Raw genomic sequence first — 21,076 nt, 5'->3', positions numbered from 1 at the left:
CTGTTACTGAATTGCCACACCCACACTCCAGGCGCATAGCTGCTATAACCGCGCCTTGACTCTGAACCCTCAATGAATACGGTATCCAGTATACGTTATTCGTGGGGGCGGATTACTTCCATTTTTTCAATCCGAACATGGTGATACCAGCCAGAGCTGGCGAAGCCGATGCAGTCTCTGCGCGGCGGCGTCATCTCTCCCCAGCGCGTTTCCTGATACAGGCGCGGAATGACGTTGAGCCGAAAGTATTCGGTTGCGTACCCAAGGGAGAAGTAAATGCATAAAGTTTCTGACGAGAAACGGACGCAACAGCGGACGCGCCTTCTGGCGTCGACGCTGCTGTGCGGCGCTGCGATGCTCGCCTCGGCCTCGGCCATGGCGCAGGACGCAACGACCGAGATGGAAGCCATCGTTGTGACCGGTTCGCGCCTGGTGCGGACCGACCTGACCGCCCCGAGCCCCCTGACGGTGGTCGGCGCTGATGACATTGCCATGTCCGGCAACGTCACCATCGAAAACACGATGAACGAGTTTCCCCAGCTGGCGGCGGGCAACACCTCCAGCGTCAACAACGGCGGCGACGCGGGCGTTCTGACCGCGAACCTGCGCGGCCTTGGCGCGACCCGTACCCTCGTGCTGGTCAACGGCCGCCGCTTCATGCCGGCCAACTCCGATGGCTCGGTCGACCTGGCGACGATCCCCGACGCCCTGGTCGAGCGCGTTGACATCATCACCGGCGGCGCGTCCGCGGTCTATGGTTCCGACGCCATTGCCGGCGCCATCAACTTCGTCCTGAAGGACGATTTCGAGGGCCTCGAGACCAGCTACCAGTACGGCGAAACCTTCGAGGGCGACGGCGCTGCCCACAAGTTCGACGTGACCTTCGGCTCGAACTTCGCCGATGACCGCGGCAACGTGGTGGTCTCCGCCTCCTACACCAAGCGCGACGAGGTGATGCAGGCGGCCCGCGATTTCTCCCGCGTTCCGCTGGACACGGTCAACGGCCAGCTGATGCCGGGCGGTTCGGGCAGCATTCCCGGCACCCGCATTCCGCTGAGCGAATCCCAGCGCGACAGCCTGGTCGGCGTCGATCTGACCCCGAACGGCGAGTGCACCTCCATCACCGGTATCCGCTTCGGCGAGAACGCCGCAGTGATGCCGTACTGCCAGCCGCAGGACGCCTATAACTATGCGTCCGACAACTACCTGCAGCGTCCGATGGAGCGGACCCAGGTTTCGGCGCTCGGCAAGTACGACCTCACGGACCACATCCAGGCCTATGCCGAGCTGTACTTCGTCAACACGACGAACTCCTACCAGCAGGCTCCGGACAGCTTCACCCCGCTGACGCCGGGTGCGGCCTCCTCCACCCTCTTGCTGCCGAACTACGCCACCAGCGCCAGCCTGCCGGCTTCGCTGCGTCAGTTCTTCGTCGACAACGCCGCGATCTTTGATCCGGACGGTGACGGCACCGCCGCGATCGAGGGCGCCGGCCGTCGCGCCGACGAGCTGGGCACGCGCTACTACTCCTACGAGCGCACGTCCTTCAACCTGACGGGCGGCCTGCGCGGCGACTTCTCGGTGGGCAGCACCGACTGGAACTGGGACGCTTTCTACCAGTACCAGCGCAACCGCACCGACACCCGCATCGAGGGCCAGATCTCTCAGACCCGTCTGAGCCTCGGCCTCGACTCGATCGTGGATGCCAACGGCAACGTGGTGTGCCGGGTGAACACCCTGGGCTGCGTGCCGGTGAACATCTTCGGCCTCGGCTCCATCAGCGAGGAAGCCGGCGCTTACCTGACCCCGACCCGCGCCCACACCGAGGTGTTCGAGCGTCAGGTGGCCGGCGCCTCCATCAGCGGCGCGCCGATCGAGCTGCCGGCTGGTCCGCTGGCCGTGGCACTGGGCGTCGAGTACCGCAAGGACAAGTACGACTTCAGCCCGAGCGCCATGGACCTGGGCAACGAGTACGGTCCGGTCTCCCTGCGTCCGATGGGCGGCGATGTCGACCTGAAGGAAGTGTTCGGCGAAATGCGGATTCCGCTGCTGGACGCCATGCCCTTCGCCGACACGCTGGCGATCGAAGCCGCGGCCCGCTACGGCGACTACTCGTCGGTCGGCAGCGTCTTCACCTGGAAGGTTGGCGGCGAGTATGCGCCGGTTGACTGGATCCGTCTGCGGACGGCCTACAACAGCGCCATCCGCGCCCCAACCCTGAACGAGCTGTACTCCTCGATCAGCCGCGGCTTCAACTCGGGCAGCGATCCGTGCGCTGCGGACCAGAACCCGACGGCCGCGCAGCAGCAGATGTGCGTTGCCCAGGGCGTCCCGGCGGCTGACCTTGACAGCTTCACCCAGGCGACTCTCGGCTACACCGTCGAGGGCGGCGGCAACCCGAACCTGAAGGAAGAGAAGTCCAAGACCATCACGGTCGGCGCTGTGATTTCTCCGCCGGTGGTTCCGGGCCTCAACTTCACCATCGATTACTTCAAGGTGAAGGTGGACGACGCCATCACGAGCATCAACGGCAACCAGACGCTGGCTGACTGCTTCTCGACGCTCGATCCGAACTCCGAGACCTGCAAGTCGATCCACCGCCTGGCCAGCGGCCAGCTGGACTATGTGTCGACGCAGCTGAAGAACATCGGTTCGCTGAAGGTCGAGGGTCTGGACGTCCAGACCGACTACCGCTTCGATCTGCCGGAAGCGCTGGCGCTGGGCGATGACCTCGCCTCCGTGTCGCTGCAGGCGGTTGCCAGCTGGCTGTTCGAGCGCTCGACCCAGGTCCTGGCTGGCCAGGAAGCTGTGGACTGCGCCGGCAAGATGGGCGGCGGCTGCACCGGCATCGGCATCTTCGCCGTTCCGGACTTCAAGCTGCTGCTGGGCGCCACCTACACCTCGGGCCCGCTCAACTGGCGCCTCCAGGGTCGGATGATCGGCGGTCTGAAGCTGTATGAAGGCGTGACCTCGCCGGTCGAGAAGACCTCGGCCCAGTGGTACTTCGATACCTCGGTGTCCTACGACGTCACCGACGGCCTGCAGCTGTACGGCGGTATCGACAACCTGTTCAACAACAAGCCGCCGATCATGGGCACGGCCCTTGCCGGCGACGCCAACACCGACCCGTCGCTCTATGACGTGATCGGCCGCCGGTTCTTCGTCGGCGCCCGGGCGCGGTTCTAAGAAAAAGGGTCATAAAAATTCGTTTCCAACCTGCGCCGCTGAGCACCCGCTCAGCGGCGCATTTTTTTCGGGGGAGAAAACCGGAAATGAAACTGCTTAGCAAAACACTGCTCGGGTCGCTGCTCGGCCTCGGCGTGGCGGCAATGATGCCGGCCACGGCGCTGGCCGCCCAGCCAGCAACCGGCTCGGTTGCCGATCCCATTCCGCAACGCAGCCAGGGCGTCGGTCCTTACAAGCGGATCGTGCTGCGGAACGTCACCTACGTGGATGGCACCGGCGCGCCGGCCCAGGGGCCGGTCGATATCGTCATTTCCGGCGACAGGATTGCGGAAATCCGCACGATCGGCGCGCCTGGCGCGATCGATGAGTCCCTTCGCGCGCCCAAGGGCGACTATGAGATGGACCTGACCGGCTACTATGTGCTGCCGGGGTTCGTCGACACCCACGTTCACCTGCACAGTCTTGCGGACGGGCAGCACGTGCCGTCCGATTACATTTTGAAACTGTGGCTGGCCAGCGGCATCACCTCCGCGCGCGAACTGGGCAGCAGCCGGCCCATCGAGTGGCTGGTGGACATCAAGCAGCGCAGCGCACGCAACGAGATCGTGGCCCCGCGCCTCGATGTCTATCCCTTCTTCCACAAGATCCTCGACAAGCCGGTCAACGATCCCGAAACCGCGCGCCTTGCCGTGCGCGAGGCCAAGCGCCGGGGCGCGGACGGCATCAAGTTCATCGGCGGCGTCGCCGAGGACGTGCTGTACGCCGCCCTCGACGAGGCGGAAAAGGTTGGCCTCAAGACCACCATGCACCATTCCCAGCAGATGGTCTCCTACGCCAACGTGCTGGAAACCTCGGCCCACGGCCTTGATTCCATGGAGCACTGGTACGGCCTGCCCGAGGCCATGTTCACTGACCGCACCATTCAGGACTTCCCGGTCGACTTTGTGAACAACGACGAGGAGATGCGCTTTGCCGAGGCCGGGCGCCTGTGGAAGCAGACCGCCAGGCCCGGCACCAAGCGCTGGAACGAGGTGATGGACACGCTCCTGAAGCGCAACTTCGCCCTCAGCCCCACCTTCACCGCTTATCTCACCAGCCGCGACTTCATGCGGATGAGCCGTGCCGCCTGGCACGATGAATATACGATGCCGAGCCTGTGGGACTGGTATCGCCCGAGCCGGGTGAACCACGGCTCCTACTGGTTCGACTGGACGACCGAGAAGGAGATGGCGTGGAAGGAAAACTACCGTCTCTGGATGAAGTTCGTGAACGAGTACAAGAACCGCGGCGGCCTTGTCAGCGTCGGCAGCGACAGCGGCTACATCTACAACCTCTATGGCTTCGGCTACACCCAGGAACTGGAGTTGCTGCGTGAAGCCGGGTTCAGCCCGCTGGAGGTGATCCACGCCGCCACCCAGGTGGGCGCCAAGGTGCTCGGCCATGAAAATGACATCGGCACCATCCGCGCCGGGCGCAAGGCCGACCTCGTGATCGTGAAGGGCAACCCGCTCGCCAACCTGAAGCTGCTGTTCGGCACCGGCACGCTCAAGCTCAACGACAAGACCGGCAAGGTCGAACGGGTCGGCGGCATTTCCTACACGGTGAAGGACGGCATCATCTACGATGCCCGCAAGCTCCGCGCCGAGATCCGGGAGATGGTGGCCAAGGAAAAGGCGGAACGGCACATCCCGCCGGGGCCAATGGTGATCGAGGCGGTGGATACCACCCGCTGACCATCGCCACCTTGCAACATGCACAAACGGGCGGCCACTTCGGTGGCCGCTTTTTTTTGATTTTGAAAAGGGCCAGCCAAGGGGGTCTGCCCCCTTAAGACCCCCCTTCGTTTTTTTAAGGGGCGCACCCGGTCAAACCGGCGTGCAGTCTGAATTCAGTTGCCCCCACAGCCGATGAAGGGCGCGGCCGGAAGAAAGAACGGGAGTGCAGAGGGGCGCCCGTGCGCGAAGGCGCATCAAAGAGAGGGGCCTTCTGCGAAGAAAAATCAACCACACACAAAAAAGGCGGCCACCGAAGTGACCGCCCCTTTTTGTTTCGCAGTATCGGGTTCGCTTACTGAACCGTCTCCGCCGGCTTTGCCTGCGAGACGACGCTGCGGCGCCGGCCATAGAGAATGTAGACAATCACGCCGAGCACGTTCCAGGCGAAGAAGCGCACCAGCGTCTTGTCCGGCAGGCTGAACAGCAGGTAGAGGCAGCCGACAATGGCCAGCGTGCCGACCACATAGGGCTGCGGGCAGCTGAACACGCGCTTCAGGTCCGGGCGCTTGGCGCGCAGGACCATCATGCTGGCCGCCACGGCAATGAAGGCGATCAGCGTGCCGGCGTTGGCGAGTTCAGCGATTTCATCAAGCCGGAAGAAGCCGGCCACGGCCGCCACGAACACACCGGTGATGCCGGTGATGAGCAGCGGCGAGCCGGTGCGCGGCGACACTTCGCTGAGCTTGCGCGGCAGGAGGCCGTCGCGCGCCATCACGAAGAAGATGCGGCTCTGGCCATACATCATGACGAGGATAACCGACGGCAGCGCGACGAGCGCGGCCATTCCAACCGCCCAGGCGGCGAATGGATGGTCGAGCGAGCGGAGCACGAACGCCAGCGGCTCGGACGACTTGGCCACCTCGGTGTAGTGGACGGCGCCGATGGCCGACAGGGCCACGAGCATGTAGATGATGACGCAGGCGGCCATCGAGCCGACGATGCCGATGGTCAGGTCCCGGCCCGGGTTCTTGGCTTCCTCGGCGGAGGTCGCCACGGCATCGAAGCCGTAGAAGGCGAAGAACACGATGGCTGCCGCCGCCATGACGCCGCGGGTGGTGCCGCCCGCATCGGCCTCGCTGCCGAAGCCGTAGGGCATGAACGGCGTCATGTTCTCGCCGTTGAAGGCAGGCAGGGCCATGAACACGAACGCGGCCAGCGCACTGATCTTGATGATGACCAGGATGATGTTGAACGTGGCGCTTTCGCGCGTGCCCGCCATCAGAAGGCCGGCGATGGAAAGGGCCACAAGAACCGCCGGCAGGTTGATGAGGCCCCCGGCATGGGGCCCTGCCAACAGGAAGTGCGGCAGCTCGACGCCAACGCTCTGGAGCCAGCCGACGAGGTAAGCCGCCCAGCCCACCGCCACCGTGCTGCATGCTAGCGAATATTCAAGGATAAGGCTCCAGCCCACGACCCAGGCCACGCCTTCGCCGATGACGGAGTAGGTATAGGTATAGGCGCTGCCCGCCGTTGGAATCAGCGTCGCCATTTCCGCATAGGCCAGCGCCGCGCAGGCGCACACCGCGCCCGCAATGGCAAAGGCCAGCAGCACGGCAGGACCCGCCCGGTCCGCGCCGACGCCGGTCAGCGTGTAAATTCCCGTACCAACAATTGCCCCAATGCCCAACGCAATCAGGTGCGGCCAGCTCAGGGTTTTTTAAGCGTATGCCCCTGCCCAAGCGCCCCAACAGGGTCGAGCGGCTTGAGCGGCCCCCACAGTTTACGTCCCACAGTCCTTGGTCCCCTTATCTTGTATTGGGCTGCCGGATGGCTCCGGCAACTTACGCTTCCGCAGGAAGCTGCTTTCGCAGATCCTCCAGAGTCTCGCTGATGTGCTGCCGCATCAATTCGGCGACAGCCCCGCTGTCCCGGGAGAGCCAGGTCTCCAGCAACTTGGCGTGCTCTTCGTTGGCCCGCTCATCGCGGCCCAGCGGCTCCAGATGCTTACGGACGTAGCGATCCGACAGGATGTGAAGCCGCTCCAGAAAATTGGTGGTAACCGTCAGCCCCGAAGGCCGGATGAGCGCCAGATGGAACGCCCGGTTGAACGCGCCGACGCCCGAGCCGTGCGCGTCGGTCACCCGGTCGAGCGTCTCCAGCGTCTCGACGGCGAACCGCCGCTCGGCCTCGGAGGCATGGACGGACGCCTGCGCCACCGCATCCGGCTCCAGCTTGAGACGCAGCGCATAAACTTCCTCAGCCTCCGCCGTGCTCAGCGGCCGGACGAAAAATCCCCGGTTGGCCTGGGAACGCAGCAAGCCTTCCTGTTCCAGCCGGGCCAGGGCCTCGCGCAGCGGAATCTTGCTGACGCCCAGTTCGGCCGCCAGGGCATCCTGCCGGATCGCCTTATCCGCCGGAACCTGGCCGGACAGGATACGATCGCGCACCAGCTCCACAAGCTGATCTGAAAGATTCCGTACGATAAGGCTGCTCATAGGCGTAATACCGGTTCCTGATAGCTGGATATGATTATTGCACAGAATGTACGGACTAGCCGTTCCTGCACAGCGCGACCATAGCTTGAAGAGCCGGTTCCGCCAAATACTACGCAAAGTTCATTCTTGGCTGCCGGCAACGCGGCCATGATGGCCCGGAGCTTCGCGCGCCGGCTGGATGCCCTTGTGGGAGGCAGCGGTCGGAAACGCAGGCTCCTGCCCGCCGTGCGCGCGCTGCGAGCCAGGCCAAGTCTGTCCCCTTGAGCCTGAAGGGCGCGCCCGGTTCGGGCAAGAGCAGCGGCCCGGGCGAAGACGCCACGGGCCGCGAACTGTCGATCCGCCTCTCCCCCTTGTCCGCGCGGCGCATCCGCCCGGACTGCATCGCGCCGCCCAGAGGCCGCGCCGATAGATGAGGAGAGGCTGATCCTATGGGGCATCGACTTCCTCAGACCACCGAGAAGCCGGCCCAGAACTTGTCCGCCCGGTCGATCCAGATGGTGTTGAAGCCCGTCGAGATGGCAGAGCCTTCGATGGAGGGAATGATGGCGGGCTGGTCGCCCAGCTTGGTCTCGCCCTCGATCCGGCCGATGAAGCGGCTGCAGATGTAGCTCTCGTGCACGAAGGCATCGCCAACCTTCAGCCGGCCGGTGGCATGCAGGTGCGCCAGACGCGCCGACGTGCCGGTGCCGCAGGGGCTGCGGTCAATGGCGCGCTCGCCGTAGAACACGGCGTTGCGGCCGTCCGCATCCGCGCTCTTGGGCTTGTCGGCCCACAGAACGTGGCTGACGCCGCGAATGGTCGGCTCCACCGGATGAACCGGCTCGTAGACGTCACGCACCATCTGGCGGATGACGCGGCTCAGCTCGACGATGCGCGATGCGCCCAGGTCATCGAGCCCGGTGTAGGCGCCCTGCGGCTCGATGATGGCGTAGTAGTTGCCGCCGTAGGATACGTCGATGGAGAGCGGACCAAAGCCCGGCACCTCGATCTCGATGCCCTGCTTGGCAAGATAGGCCGGGACGTTGCGGATCTTGACCGACGTCACCTTCTGGCCCTCGGCCTTGTAATCGATATCAATGATGCCGGCCGGCACCTCGACGCGCAGCTTGCCGGGTTCGCGCGGCGTGATGAGGCCGTTCTCGAGACCGAAGGTCACCATGCCGATGGTGCCGTGACCGCACATGGGCAGGCTGCCGCTGGTCTCGATGAAGAGAATGCCGCAGTCCGTATCCTCACGGGTCGGCGGATACAGGAAACCGCCGGACATCATATCATGACCGCGCGGCTCGAAGCACAGACCGGTGCGAATCCAATCGAAGCGGGCGAGGAAATCCTGCCGCCGCTCCGCCATCGTCGAGCCCTTGAGCAGGGGGGCACCGCCCGCCACGAGGCGAACCGGGTTCCCAGCGGTATGACCATCAATACAGAAGAACGTATGACGCATACGTTTCAGCCTTTATTTGGCCGAGCGCATCGGCCGGGTTGCTGCATATTTTTTAACCATCGCCATCTCTTTCCACCAGTCGCGCAAGGAACGCCTGCGTGATAGCGATGTCGACAGAATCGTCGGCGGCGAACCGGATCGTGGCGACGGGGTGAGAACCCCGCATTTCTGCGCTTTCGACCCTGCGTCACCTCCATTGAACGCCATAAAAATATACGGTATACGATGCGCCATGACAATGACGAAATTTCACAGTTCGGAAACAGCCATCGTCGTCGGCGGCGGGCTTGTTGGCTTAGCTTGCGCTATCAACCTTCAGGCGCAGGGTTTCAAGACATGTCTTGTTGACCCCACCCAAGAGCCTCGGCCCGCGTCGTGGGGCAATGCCGGGCACATTGCCGTGGAGCAGACGGAGCCGCTGGCCTCCGCCGCCACGATCAAGAGCTTTCCGCGCCGTCTGTTCTGGCGGGGCGGCGCGCTTGGCCTGCCGCTCAGGGACATCGGGGCCTGGCTGCCCTTCTCCCTGCGACTGCTGGCAGCCAGCTTGCCAAAGCGATTCGCCATCGGCAAGGCGGCGCTGAAGGCGACGTTGGCCGAGGCCGTTCCCGCCTGGCAGCGCCTGCTGGCCTCCGCCGGCGCGTCCGACCTCTTCGTCGAGGACGGCCACTACATCGTGTGGGAAACCGAGGCGAGCGCCGCCAAGGGCCGCGCCTCCTGGACCAGCGCGGATACGGGCACGGCGACGGTCCGCGACGCGACGGAGGCGGAGCTTGAGGCGATTGCCGCGCTGACCGGCAAGCGCCCCGCCGGCGCGATCCGCTTCCTTGGCAGCGGGCAGATCCTGGATCTCGGCCAGCTGGCGGAGACGCTTGAGCGGCGTTTCGAGGAACTGGGCGGACAGCGGCTGCGGGGCAGCGTTCAGTCCCTGCACCGGATGGGCGCCTCCCTTTCCGTGGTAATGAGCGACGGCGAACTGCTGGAAGCCGATACGGTGGTGGTGGCCGCCGGCGTTTCCTCGGGCGACCTCTTGCGGCCGCTCGGCTACAAGGTGCCGATCATCGCCGAGCGCGGCTATCATATCCAAACCAGCAACACGAGCTGGCCCGAGGGCATGCCGCCGGTGGTGTTCGAGGATCGCTCGATGATCGTCACCCGCTTCCGCTCCGGCCTGCGCGCGGCGAGCTTCGTGGAGTTCGGACGGCTGGAGAGCCCGGCCGACCCGCGCAAGTGGGCGCGGCTGAAGTCGCACGTCAAGGCGCTCGGCCTGTCGTTCGGCGAGCCGGTGAGCCAGTGGATGGGCGCGCGCCCGACCCTGCCGGACTACCTGCCCGCCATCGGCCGCGCCGAGGATGTGCCGGGGCTCTACTACGCCTTCGGCCACCAGCACCTGGGGCTGACGCTGGCCGCCGTCACCGGCGAGGCGATCGGGGCTCTTGTCACGGGCGAGACTCCGGTGATTAATATCGCACCCTTCTCACTCGAGCGTTTCAGAAAGTGACATCATGACGCGCGGAATTGGCGGCTCCAACGCCGCAGCCGAACTGGCAAGCCTCACCCCGTGGCAGAATCGGGCCCCGGCCATCACCGTCGATGAGCGCCTGGGCCGCATCGAGAAGGCTCGCCGCCTCATGCGCGAGAACGGCGTCGATGCCCTGCTGGTGAACGCCGGCACCAGCCTGCGCTACTTCGCGGGCGTCACCTGGGGCGCAACCGAACGTCTGGTCGCGATGCTGCTGCCGGCAAGCGGCAAGCCCATCGTCATCTGCCCGAATTTCGAGCTGGGCAGCCTTCAGGCCGAACTCGTCATCGACGCCGACATCCGCCTGTGGGAAGAGCATGAAAGCCCGAGCGAACTGGTCGCCAATGCTCTGCGCGAGCTGGGCACCCAGACGCTGGCGCTTGACCCCGCCATGGCCCTGATGTTCGTCGATCGCATCCGCAAGGCCGCGCCGAGCCTCGACGTGGTGGAGGGCTCCGCCATCATCGACGGCTGCCGGATGCAGAAATCGCCCGCCGAACTCGCCCTGATGAAGCAGGCCAAGGCGATGACGCTGGAAGTGCATAAACGCGCCGCCAGCATCCTGCGCGAGGGCATCACGGCAACCGAGGTACGCCGCTTCATCGATGAGGCGCACCGCGCCATGGGCGCTTCGGGCTACAGCTTCTGCATCGTGCAGTTCGGCCGTTCCACCGCCTTCCCGCACGGCCTGCCGGGCGAGTCGTACCTGCACGAGGGCGACGTGGTGCTGATCGACACCGGCTGCACCATCGAGGGCTACCACAGCGACATCACCCGCACCTATGTGTTCGGGCAAGCCAATGCCGAGCAGCGCGCCATGTGGGAGCTGGAAAAGGCCGCCCAGCAGGCCGCGTTCGACGCGGTGAAGCCGGGCGTGCCCTGCGAGGTGGTGGACTACGCCGCCCGCGCCGTGCTGGAAAAGGCGGGCCTTGGCCCCGACTACCGGCTGCCGGGCCTGCCGCACCGCACCGGCCACGGCATCGGCCTTTCGATCCACGAACCGGCCTATCTGGTGCGCGGCGACAAGACCCCGCTCGCGCCCGGCATGTGCTTCTCCAACGAGCCGATGATCGTCGTTCCCGACAAGTTCGGCATCCGCCTGGAGGACCACTTCTACGTGACCGAGAACGGCGCGGAGTGGTTCACCCAGCCTCAGCATGCCATCGACGCGCTGTTCGGCTGAGACCGGCGCGGCGCCTTATCCGGGGCGGCCCTTCCTGCTTGACTTGAAGGGCCGCCCCGGCCGAAACCGGCGGCATGAAGACGCTACGCCTCTTGACTGTCCTCTTCGCGCTGCTGATCGGCCTTGGCGAGATCGCGCGCTGGTGGGGCAACCCGCGCTTCCTGCCGCTGGCGTTCGACGAGATCCTCGTTGCGATCGCCATGCTGGCCGCCGCCCTTTTTGCCGGGCGGCGCGGCACCGCGTTGCTGGTCGCGGCGTGGGGACTTTATGCGGGGCTGATGCTCTCCCTTCTGGTGCCGACGCTCGACCACCTGCTGTTCGGCCCGCCGAAGGAAAGCGCGGTCTTTTACGCCGTCACCCTGGCCGTGATGCTAGGGATTGGCCTGCTGGCGCTGGCGAAGGCGCTGTCGCTGAGCCGGGAACAAGCGCGCGAACCGTGAACGGCCCGTCGTCGGCCCGGCGGTTGTAGCGCGCATCGCCGATGACGACCTGCGCGCCTTCAGGCGTTTGCCGCACGACGGCAAAGGGCAGGCGCGACCAATAAAGAAAGTCCCTGACCGGCTTTTGCCGCATGGCGAGCGGGATGGCCGGGTGGCTCATGTTGGTGGACACAAGGCCGGGCTCCGGCGCGAAGCGCATGGCGGGCGACCAGCGCAGATCGCCGAACCCGTAGGCCTCCCCCAGCTTGAACACGATGCGGCGGCGGAAGGGGTCGACGGGCACCGGGCTGGCGACCACCACCTCCGGCGTGCCGAGGCCGCGGGCCGCCACATCGCGGGCGACGAAGCGCTCGGCCGCAAGGCTCGCCGCGCCCATGGCCCCGGCATAGGCGGCAACCAGAACGAGCGCGGCAAGCGCAGGGGTGCCGGCCCTCAGGGCGTCTGCCCGTTCCCGCCGGCGGGACAGCCAGAAGCCCAGCCCCAGCGCGCCCCACAGCCAGATGTCGATGATGAACAGCGCATCGCCATAGAACCAGCGATCGGAGAAGGGCATGAGACAACGGATGCCGTAGGTGTTGAGAAAATCGAGCAGCGGGTGGCTGAGCGCGCCGATATAAGCCAGTGCCAGCACCCACTTGAAGCGCACCGGCAGGCGGGCCTCCGGGCGCTTGCCGCGCCGGGCCTGCCAGCGGTCGAACGCCACCATGGCCCAGGCGAGCAGGAGCGGAAACAGGGCAAGGGCGAGCGGGCCGTGGGTCCATCCGCGCCGCCAGGCGAGGTTCTCGCCAAAGGCGAGGCCGATCACATCGATATCCGGCAGGTTGGCGGCGATCATCAGCGTCGCCATGCCAAGGCCGGTTTTCTTCTTAAGACCCGCCTGACCGAGCGCCGCGCCCACAAGCGTATGCGCCAGATTATCCATGCAACACCCCCGCACTCCAAGACCGGCCAAGCCTCAGGTATAACGGTGCTGGGCAACGCGTCCAACAGATGTTGGACACTGAAAGCCGGCGGGCGGGGGGCCCTTTATGCCAGGACCATCCTGCCCTAGATTGACCGGTAGGAGCATCTGCGCGGAAAACGACAATGACCTCCATCCGGACGAAGCGCATCTACGATCCCGCCACGCCGGACGACGGCTGCCGCATCCTCATCGATCGCCTGTGGCCGCGCGGGCTGAAAAAGCAAGAGGCCGCCATCGACCACTGGGCCAAGTCCATCGCCCCTTCGACCGAGTTGCGGCAGTGGCTGCATGCCGACCCCGGCCGATGGCCCGATTTTCCCGCCCGCTACCGGGATGAACTCCGCCTCCGCGAGGATGAGTTGCGCCAGCTTTTGGAGCGCGGCGGCGATGGCCCGCTGACCCTGCTCTATTCGGCCAAGGATCGCGACCACAACCACGCGCTCGTTCTCAAGGAGGTGCTGGAGGAGTTACAGCGGCGCTGACCTCAGCTTGCGGCCGCGTACCGCAGGCGCCGCTTGCGCTCCAGCATGACCGACAGCACCAGGGTCGGCAGGCCGCCGAGCGACAGGGCGCAGCCTACCCAGCCGATGGAAGTCCACCCAAAGCCTGCCGAGATGGCAAGGCCCGCCAGCCATGGCCCAAGCGCGTTGGCGACGTTGAAGGCCGAATGGTTCAGCGCGGCGGCCAGTGACTGGGCGTCCTCCGCCACTTCCATCAGCCGGGTCTGCAAAAGGCTGCCAAGCGAGCCGCCCCAGCCGATCACGAACACGTTCGCCATCACGGCCCAGGGATTGTGCGCCGCAAGCGGGAACAGGGCCATGGACGCCGCGCTGAAGATCAGCAGGCCGGCGGCCGTGGGCATGAGCGCCCGGTCGGCAAAGGGCGGCACAACCAGGTTGCCCACGGTCATGCCGATACCGAACACCGCCAGCACCACCGGCACGAAGGCGGGCGTGACGCCGGTCACCTCCACCAGGGTGACGGAGAGGTAGGTATAGACTGCGAACAGGCCGCCGAAGCCGATGGCGGCCGTTACCAGCGTCAGCCACACTTGGCCGCGCGCCAGAGCCCCCAGTTCACGCAAGGGACTGGCAGCGCTGTCAGGCTTGTCGGCAGGAGCCCAGAGGGCAACCAGGGTGGCCGTGAGCAAACCAAGGGCCGCCACGATGACGAAGCTCCAGCGCCAGCCGACCGCCTGGGCGAACCAGCTGGACAGCGGTACGCCGATGATGGTGGCGATGGTGAGCCCGAGGAACATGCGGGAGATGGCCCTGGTGCGCCGCCCCGGTTCCACGAGCGAGGCGATGACCAGCGCCGCGATGCCGAAGTAGGCGCCATGGGGAAGGCCGCTTAAGAAACGGAACAGGATCATCTCGTGGTAGGATTGGGAGACGGCGCTCAACGCATTGCCGAGCGCGAACATGGTCATCAGACCAATGAGCAGCGTGCGCCGGGCGATCCGCGCGGAAAGCACGGCGATGATGGGCGCGCCCACCACCACGCCAAGGGCATAGGCGCTGATGGCATGGCCTGCCGTCGGCTCATCGATGCCGAGATCTCGGGCGAAGAAAGGCAGTAGCCCCATGGCTGCGAATTCGGTGGTGCCAATGGCAAAGGCGCCCGCCGCCAGGGCGAGCATGATGAGCCCGGGGCGCGCGCCGCGGGGAACTGAACTACGCATGTTGTGATCCTGTCTCACCTACGGAGAAACCGTGGGCCTGTCCGTATCGGGCCGGCAGCCGTCTTGCGGACGGCCCCGGCACCGCTGCGCTACATGGCGGCCTTGGGCGCGCATTTCAAGGATTATCGGCGCCCCTCCCCTGGCTGCCGGCGCGCGGCATCGCCGGCCCAAGACAACCAAATGTTGCTGATAGAAAGATGCAAGGGCGCGAGCAATCCGCACGCCATGCCGAATGACCAGCGCTCACGCCAAACTACTGGACAAATTCCACCTTGCCAGAACAATGCGCGCCATAGACTTGACTTTGACCATGTTCGCACTAAGCGCGCTGTCTCTGACTTTATTATTAATAATTTCACCCTGATTACTCTGGCATCTACCTCGGATACTCTGCCAACTGGTTGCATTTGCGAACCGTCTTTGGAATAAGGAAACCCCTGAATTGTACATGAGGACTGGGGCTTCCGTGACCACGCTGGCCATCGACCGACGACTAGACCCGCTGCTCTACGGTATTCTGGCAATTCTCATCGCCGTTCCCTTCGGGGCCGATCTGTTGCTGCCCTTGGGGACGGCGGTATGGGTCATCTACCTGTTCCCCGTAGTCCTCTCCTATCTGACCACGCGCCCGCTGACGCCGGTGATGACGGCAGCCCTGGCCACGGTTCTGATGGTGGCGGGCTATTTCTTCGCCCCGTCCGGGGTGGATCCGGACATTGCCCAGATCAACCGGATTCTCGGCGGCCTGACGGCCTGGATCATCGCCGGCATCGGCTATCTGTTCATCCGCAACCGGCTGGCCATCCGCCGGGAGGAATGGCTGCAGGCTGGGCAGGTAAACCTTGCGCTGCGCCTTGGCGGCGAGCAGCGGCTCGACCAACTGGGCGAGAACATTCTCGGCTTCCTGTCGGAACACATGGGGGCGCAGGCCGGCGCGATCTTCACCCGCAACGGCGACGGCTTCCACCGGATCGCCACCTACGGCACCCCGGCCGATGCACCGGTGCCGGAGCGCTTCCACCTGTCCGACGGATTGCTGGGGCAGGCGGTCAAGGACAAGCGCGGCTTCACGCTCGCCCCCGTGCCAGACAATTATCTCTATTTCGGCTCAGCATTGGGGCGAGGCAAGCCGCGCAGCCTCGTGATCGCCGTCGCCAGGGCGGATGGCATGGTCAACGCTGTCATGGAACTGGGCCTGCCCGGCGCGGTGGACCCGGTCTGCACCGAACTGCTCAATCGGGTTTCGGAGGTGATTGGCGTTGCCATTCGCTCGGCCGAGTATCGCGCCCGCCTGCAGGAATTGCTGGAGGAAACCCAGCAGCAGGCCGAGGAGCTGCAGCAACAGAGCGAAGAACTAAGGGCGGCCAACGAGGAGTTGGAAGCGCAGACCCGCGCCCTGCAGGACTCCCAGTCGCGGCTGGAAGTGCAGCAATCCGAGCTGGAGGAGACCAACGCGCAGCTGGAGGAGCAGGCCCAGGCGCTGGAGGCGCAGCGGGACGAGCTTAGCCGGGCGCAGGCGACCCTCGAGGAGCAGGCAAGCGAACTGGAGCGGGCCAGCCAGTACAAGTCCGAATTCCTCGCCAACATGTCGCACGAGTTGCGGACGCCGCTCAACTCGCTGCTCATCATGGCGCGGCTGCTCGCCGACAACCGCGATGGCAACCTGACGCCTGACCAGGTGAAATATGCCGAGACCATCGAGATCTCCGGCAATGACCTCCTGGTGCTCATCAACGATGTGCTGGACATCTCTAAAATCGAAGCCGGCCACCTGGAGCTGAACCTGCGCCGGGTGCGGATCGCGCCTATCCTGAGCAAGTTGCAGACCGCCTTCGAGGCCAGTGCCACCGAGAAGGGGCTGAACCTGCGGACCGAGCTGCTGCCGGAGCTGCCCAAGGAGATTGAAACCGACCCGCAGCGCGTGGAGCAGGTGCTCCGCAACTTCCTCTCCAACGCCGTGAAATTCACCGAAAAGGGCGAGGTGACGCTGATGGCCGGGCGGACCGCCGACGGGCGGCTTGCCTTCACGGTGCGCGACACCGGCATCGGCATTCCGGCCGAACAGCAGGAGGTGATTTTCGATGCCTTCCGCCAGGCCGATGGCACCATCAGCCGGAAATACGGCGGCACGGGGCTGGGCCTGTCCATCTCCCGTGAACTGGCGCGGCTGCTGGGCGGTGAAATTACCGTTGAGAGCCGCCCTGGCGAGGGAAGCGCCTTCAGCCTGATCCTGCCCGAGAACTATGCTGCGGCAGCCCAGGCCGCGCCGATGCCGCAGATGGCCCAGACGCCGACGGCGCGGAGCCTGCCCCTGACGCCCCCGAAAGCCCAGGCGGCGCGGCCCGCCCAGCCGCCGGCGCCGCGGTCGGTCACCAAGGGGGACGAGGAACGGCCGCGCGCCTTTGAGGATGATCGGGAACGCCTGACCGGCGACAGCCGGATCATCCTGGTGGTCGAGGATGACCCGGCGTTTGCCCGCATTCTCTACGACCTGGCGCACGAAGTCGGCTTCGCCTGCCTTGTCGCCGAAACGGCGGACGAGGGCGTGGTGATGGCGCGGCAATACCTGCCGCAGGCCGTCATTCTCGATATCGGGCTGCCGGACCACACTGGCCTTTCCGTGCTGGACCGGATCAAGCGGGACGTGCGGACCCGCCATATTCCGGTGCACATCGTCTCGGTGAGCGACTATGCCCACCTGGCCCTCTCCTACGGCGCGGCGGGCTACATGCTGAAGCCGGTGAAGCGCGAGGAACTGGTGCGGGTGCTGGAAGGGCTGGAGGCGCAGCTGGCCCAGCGGATGCGCCGCGTGCTCATCGTGGAGGACGACGCCAACCAGCTGGAGAGCCTGAGGCTGCTGCTCGCCACCCGCGACGTGGAGACCGTCAACGCCCGCACCGCCGCCGAGTGCCTGGGCAAGCTCTCCGCCGGTATTTTCGATTGCATGGTGCTGGACCTCAACCTGCCGGATATGTCGGGCCTCGACCTGCTCGAAAAACTCAGCCTCGATGAGGCGGTGAGCTTCCCGCCGGTCATCGTCTACACCGGTAAGGAGCTGTCGGCGGACGAGGAGCTGCGGCTGCGGAAATATTCAAAGTCCATCATCATCAAGGGCGCTCGCTCGCCCGAGCGGCTGCTGGACGAAGTGACCCTGTTCCTGCACCAGGTGGTCTCGGAGTTGCCCGAATTGCAGCGGAACATGCTGACCAAATCCCTCAGCCGCGATTCCGCGCTCGAAGGCCGGCATATCCTCGTGGTCGAGGATGACATTCGTAATGTCTATGCGCTCACCAGCATTTTTGAGCCGCACGGCGCGAGCGTCCGCATCGCGCGCAACGGCATCGAGGCGCTGCGCGCGCTGGAAGAAACCTCCCAGCCGGACGCGCGGCCGGTCGATCTGGTGCTGATGGACGTAATGATGCCGGAGATGGACGGCCTTACCGCCATGCGCGAGATCCGGCGGCGACCGGAGTGGAAGACCCTGCCCATCATCGCCCTCACCGCCAAGGCCATGGCGCACGATCAGGAGCAGTGCCTGGCGGCCGGCGCGAACGATTACCTGGCCAAGCCGCTGGACGTGGACAAGCTGCTGTCCCTCGTTCGGGTATGGATGCCGCGGTGACCATGAGGCGTGATCCGGACGCGGTTGACGATATCGAGCTGGACCTGCTGCTCGAGGCGATCTGGCGGCGGCACCGGTATGATTTTCGCGGCTACTCCCGCGCCTCGCTTCGGCGGCGTTTGGGCAGGGCGCAATATCGTTTCGGATGCGACAGCCTCTCGCAGCTGCAGGGCAAGCTGCTGCATAATCCTGAGATCTTCTCCGAGCTGCTGGGTTTTCTCACCATCCAGGTCAGCGACATGTTCCGCGACCCGTCCTACTACCGCGCCCTGCGCGAAAAGGTGGTTCCGCACCTGCGGACCTTCCCCTCGCTCAAGGTGTGGATTGCCGGGTGCGCGAACGGCGAGGAATTCTATTCGCTCGCCATTCTCTTCCGGGAAGAGGGGCTGGAGGATCGCACCATCTTCTATGCGACAGACATCAGCCCCGCCGCCCTCAAGAAGGCGGAGGCGGGCATCTATGACCTGGACCGGATTCCCCAGTTCACCGAAAATCATCGTCACTCAGGGGGAAAATCCTCGCTTTCGGACTACTATACTGCCGCATACGGCGCGGCCGCATTTGACAAGACCCTGCGCTCGCGTGCCGTCTTTGCCGAACACAGCCTGGTATCGGATGCGGTATTTGCGGAAGTACAGCTTGTTTCCTGCCGTAACGTCCTGATTTACTTCGATCGCGATTTGCAGGATCGCGCCCTTGCCCTGTTTGGGGAATCCCTGGTGCATGGTGGCTTCCTCGGTCTTGGCTCAAAGGAGAGCCTGCGCTTCTCCCGCCATGCCGACAGTTTCAGCGATTTCGCCCGCACGGAGCGCATCTATCGACGCGCAATGCCACACCCTGCTCGCAAGGAGTTCAGCCTTGACTTCGCATGACGTGGTCAAATTTATCTTGGTGGATGACGTTGAGGAGAACCTGCTGGCGCTGGAGGCTCTTCTCAAACGCGAAGGGCTCGAGCTGCTGAAGGCCCGGTCGGGACACGAGGCGCTGGAGTTGCTGCTGGTTCACGACGTCTCGCTGGCGCTCCTGGATGTGCAGATGCCGGGCATGGATGGCTTCGAGCTGGCCGAGCTGATGCGCGGCACGGAGCGCACCCGGAATATTCCGATTATTTTCCTGACGGCCGTCGCCACCGATGAACGCCGCCGGTTCCGGGGCTACGAGACCGGCGCGGTCGATTACCTGCTGAAGCCGCTCGACCCGCAAATCCTGAAGAGCAAGGCCAACATCTTCTTCGAACTCAGCCGCCAGCGGCAGGAACTGGCGCGCCAGCGCGACGAACTGCGCGTTACCGCCCAGACCCTCTCAACGGTGCTGGCCCGGCTTCAGGCGCACAGCGACAATTCTCCCCTCGCCATCGTCGAGTGCGACCAGGATTTCCGCCTGGTGTCATGGTCCGACAGCGCGGAGCGCCTGTTCGGGTGGGGAGCATCGGAAGTGATCGGCAGGCCCATGGGCGAGCTGCGCTGGGTGCACGAGGACAGCGCCGAGGCGTTCGCCGCACTCGCCGCCGAAATGCGCGCGGGCACGCAATCGCGCACCAAGCAGATCTCCCGTGCCTACCGCAAGGACGGCTCCATCATCGACTGCGAATGGTACGGCTCGGCATTGCGCGACGGCCTGGGCCGCCTCACCTCCGTCAACTGGCAGATCCTTGATGTGACCGAGCGCGCGCGGGCGGAAGAGACCCAACGGCTGCTGATCGGCGAACTGAACCACCGGGTGAAGAACACTCTCGCCTCCGTGCAGGCCATCGCGACGCAAACCCTGCGCCACGCGGAAAGCCCCGAGGCCTTCGCCACGGCCTTCATCGGCCGCATCCAGGCGCTGGCGCGCGCTCACTCCCTGCTCAGCAGCGCCATCTGGCGGGGCGCAAAACTGGCGGAGCTGATACAGAACCAGGTACGGCTCGGCCTCATTGACGAGACCCGCCTGGCAGCTATCGGCCCCGACGTGGATTTCGAACCAGAAATGGCCCTGCATCTGGCCCTGGTGCTGCATGAACTGACCACGAACGCCCACAAATACGGGGCCTTCTCCACCCCGCACGGCCGGGTCGACCTGACCTGGACGCTTGAGACCGGTTCCATTCGCATGAGCTGGGTGGAATCCGGTGGCCCGACCGTCAAGCCGCCTACGCGGCACGGCTTTGGCACATCGCTGATCGAGCGGAGCCTGAGGGCCATGGGCGGGCAGGCCAAGGCGACCTATGGAGCGGATGGCGCCCAGTGGCTCTTCACGGTGCCGCTTGCCCTGCAACCCGACCAGCCCGCCGGAACGCAGCCCTCTCCTGCCGGGACGGGGGATGAGGGGTTTGCCCTGCCGGGCGATGCGGCGGGCGAGCCGAGCGGCATTGCCGGCAAACGCTTCATCGTGATCGAGGATGAGCCGCTCGTGGCGCTGGAATTGACGGCTCTGCTGGAGGACGCGGGCGCCAGAGTCGTGGGCACCGCCGGCACGGCCGAACAGGCCATCAGGCTTATCGAAACCGCCGCGCCCGATGGCGCTCTGCTCGATGCCAACCTGCATGGCCAGGCGGTCGATGAAATTGCCTCGGAGTTGACCCGCCGGCATGTGCCCTTCCTGTTTGTCAGCGGCTATGGGCGGGAGCATCTGCCCCGCGACTTCAGCCACGTGGCGGTGGTCGGCAAGCCGTTCGATCCCAAGGGGCTGATTGTGGCCGCACAGCAGCTGACTCCCTCCCTCCAGCCAGAAAACAGCGCTATCAGCGCTGAGGAAAACGCCCCGAAGCGCGTCATTCGCCTGCGGGGCTGAAGCGGCCTTTGCGCGGGCGGAGCCCGCTTTGCGCTTGGCAGGACCGCCAAATCAT

Annotated in this window: 13 protein-coding genes and 1 pseudogene; 9 read left to right on the top strand and 5 right to left on the bottom strand. The window is 65.3% G+C overall.

Annotation, left to right across the window (positions count from 1 at the left end):
* Positions 1 to 276: 276 nt before the first annotated feature.
* Together L0C21_RS15315 and L0C21_RS15310 are read left to right on the top strand one after the other, a co-directional pair.
* Positions 277 to 3,186 carry a TonB-dependent receptor plug domain-containing protein gene (locus tag L0C21_RS15315; protein ID WP_259279295.1) on the top strand — a complete coding sequence of 970 codons (2,910 nt, stop codon included), beginning with the start codon at positions 277 to 279 and terminating at the stop codon, positions 3,184 to 3,186.
* An 86-nt stretch (positions 3,187 to 3,272) separates the two neighbouring features.
* Positions 3,273 to 4,919, top strand: a complete 1,647-nt coding sequence (locus tag L0C21_RS15310; RefSeq protein ID WP_259279294.1) for an amidohydrolase family protein — start codon at positions 3,273 to 3,275, stop codon at positions 4,917 to 4,919.
* A 334-nt stretch (positions 4,920 to 5,253) separates the two neighbouring features.
* Here L0C21_RS15310 and L0C21_RS15305 read toward each other — a convergent pair.
* From L0C21_RS15305 to L0C21_RS15295, 3 genes and pseudogenes are all read right to left on the bottom strand, one after another.
* Positions 5,254 to 6,680: pseudogene (locus L0C21_RS15305) on the bottom strand (amino acid permease).
* Between the two features lie 62 nt (positions 6,681 to 6,742).
* Entirely contained in the window at positions 6,743 to 7,396 is a 654-nt protein-coding gene (locus L0C21_RS15300) for a GntR family transcriptional regulator (protein WP_259279293.1), read from the bottom strand.
* Between the two features lie 445 nt (positions 7,397 to 7,841).
* Complete coding sequence (locus L0C21_RS15295) at positions 7,842 to 8,840, bottom strand: 4-hydroxyproline epimerase (RefSeq protein WP_259279292.1); 999 nt, start codon at positions 8,838 to 8,840, stop codon at positions 7,842 to 7,844.
* A gap of 238 nt (positions 8,841 to 9,078) precedes the next feature.
* Here L0C21_RS15295 and L0C21_RS15290 point away from each other — a divergent pair, with 238 nt between their 5' ends.
* The 3 genes from L0C21_RS15290 (at position 9,079) to L0C21_RS15280 (ending at position 11,982) form a co-directional block, all read left to right on the top strand.
* Positions 9,079 to 10,338: an NAD(P)/FAD-dependent oxidoreductase gene (locus L0C21_RS15290; protein ID WP_259279291.1), complete on the top strand. Its 1,260-nt coding sequence runs from the start codon at positions 9,079 to 9,081 to the stop codon at positions 10,336 to 10,338.
* Positions 10,339 to 10,342: 4 nt separating this feature from the next.
* Positions 10,343 to 11,542 (top strand): M24 family metallopeptidase, encoded by a 1,200-nt coding sequence (locus L0C21_RS15285; RefSeq protein WP_259279290.1) that lies wholly within the window; start codon positions 10,343 to 10,345, stop codon positions 11,540 to 11,542.
* 74 nt (positions 11,543 to 11,616) lie between these two features.
* The gene (locus tag L0C21_RS15280) at positions 11,617 to 11,982 is read left to right on the top strand and encodes a hypothetical protein (protein WP_259279289.1); all 366 of its coding nucleotides are present in this window, start codon (positions 11,617 to 11,619) and stop codon (positions 11,980 to 11,982) included.
* Here the strand turns inward: L0C21_RS15280 and L0C21_RS15275 are convergent.
* Positions 11,897 to 12,904: a metal-dependent hydrolase gene (locus tag L0C21_RS15275; protein WP_259279288.1), complete on the bottom strand. Its 1,008-nt coding sequence runs from the start codon at positions 12,902 to 12,904 to the stop codon at positions 11,897 to 11,899. The two genes, L0C21_RS15280 and L0C21_RS15275, sit on opposite strands and share 86 nt — an antisense overlap.
* A gap of 164 nt (positions 12,905 to 13,068) precedes the next feature.
* On the opposite strand from L0C21_RS15275, the gene L0C21_RS15270 reads away from it, so the two are divergent.
* Positions 13,069 to 13,428, top strand: a complete 360-nt coding sequence (locus L0C21_RS15270) for a DUF488 domain-containing protein (protein ID WP_259279287.1) — start codon at positions 13,069 to 13,071, stop codon at positions 13,426 to 13,428.
* 2 nt (positions 13,429 to 13,430) lie between these two features.
* Here the strand turns inward: L0C21_RS15270 and L0C21_RS15265 are convergent, their stop codons facing one another.
* On the bottom strand, positions 13,431 to 14,627 hold the full coding sequence (locus L0C21_RS15265; RefSeq protein WP_259279286.1) for an MFS transporter: 1,197 nt from the start codon (positions 14,625 to 14,627) through the stop codon (positions 13,431 to 13,433).
* Positions 14,628 to 15,093: 466 nt separating this feature from the next.
* Between L0C21_RS15265 and L0C21_RS15260 the strand changes: the two genes are divergently transcribed.
* From L0C21_RS15260 to L0C21_RS15250, 3 genes are read left to right on the top strand one after another with little or no spacing between them, the layout of a single operon-like run.
* Complete coding sequence (locus L0C21_RS15260) at positions 15,094 to 18,249, top strand: response regulator (protein ID WP_374940271.1); 3,156 nt, start codon at positions 15,094 to 15,096, stop codon at positions 18,247 to 18,249.
* Complete coding sequence (locus L0C21_RS15255) at positions 18,234 to 19,121, top strand: CheR family methyltransferase (RefSeq protein ID WP_259279285.1); 888 nt, start codon at positions 18,234 to 18,236, stop codon at positions 19,119 to 19,121. The genes L0C21_RS15260 and L0C21_RS15255 overlap by 16 nt, the downstream gene beginning before the upstream one ends.
* Positions 19,108 to 21,021 (top strand): response regulator, encoded by a 1,914-nt coding sequence (locus tag L0C21_RS15250; protein WP_259279284.1) that lies wholly within the window; start codon positions 19,108 to 19,110, stop codon positions 21,019 to 21,021. The genes L0C21_RS15255 and L0C21_RS15250 overlap by 14 nt, the downstream gene beginning before the upstream one ends.
* Positions 21,022 to 21,076: the final 55 nt, after the last annotated feature.

It is taken from the genome of Pedomonas mirosovicensis (genome assembly GCF_022569295.1).
Taxonomy (GTDB): domain Bacteria; phylum Pseudomonadota; class Alphaproteobacteria; order Sphingomonadales; family Sphingomonadaceae; genus Pedomonas; species Pedomonas mirosovicensis.
Note: the sequence above shows the minus strand (reverse complement) of the source record. Positions and strands in the feature narration are given on the sequence as shown.

What these genes read in the sequence shown, in the direction of transcription:
- L0C21_RS15315 (WP_259279295.1), top strand. Translation starts at nt 277, where the DNA reads ATGCATAAAGTTTCTGACGAGAAACGGACGCAACAGCGGACGCGCCTT.
- L0C21_RS15310 (WP_259279294.1), top strand. Translation starts at nt 3,273, where the DNA reads ATGAAACTGCTTAGCAAAACACTGCTCGGGTCGCTGCTCGGCCTCGGC.
- L0C21_RS15300 (WP_259279293.1), bottom strand. Translation starts at nt 7,396, where the DNA reads ATGAGCAGCCTTATCGTACGGAATCTTTCAGATCAGCTTGTGGAGCTG.
- L0C21_RS15295 (WP_259279292.1), bottom strand. Translation starts at nt 8,840, where the DNA reads ATGCGTCATACGTTCTTCTGTATTGATGGTCATACCGCTGGGAACCCG.
- L0C21_RS15290 (WP_259279291.1), top strand. Translation starts at nt 9,079, where the DNA reads ATGACGAAATTTCACAGTTCGGAAACAGCCATCGTCGTCGGCGGCGGG.
- L0C21_RS15285 (WP_259279290.1), top strand. Translation starts at nt 10,343, where the DNA reads ATGACGCGCGGAATTGGCGGCTCCAACGCCGCAGCCGAACTGGCAAGC.
- L0C21_RS15280 (WP_259279289.1), top strand. Translation starts at nt 11,617, where the DNA reads ATGAAGACGCTACGCCTCTTGACTGTCCTCTTCGCGCTGCTGATCGGC.
- L0C21_RS15275 (WP_259279288.1), bottom strand. Translation starts at nt 12,904, where the DNA reads ATGGATAATCTGGCGCATACGCTTGTGGGCGCGGCGCTCGGTCAGGCG.
- L0C21_RS15270 (WP_259279287.1), top strand. Translation starts at nt 13,069, where the DNA reads ATGACCTCCATCCGGACGAAGCGCATCTACGATCCCGCCACGCCGGAC.
- L0C21_RS15265 (WP_259279286.1), bottom strand. Translation starts at nt 14,627, where the DNA reads ATGCGTAGTTCAGTTCCCCGCGGCGCGCGCCCCGGGCTCATCATGCTC.
- L0C21_RS15255 (WP_259279285.1), top strand. Translation starts at nt 18,234, where the DNA reads ATGGATGCCGCGGTGACCATGAGGCGTGATCCGGACGCGGTTGACGAT.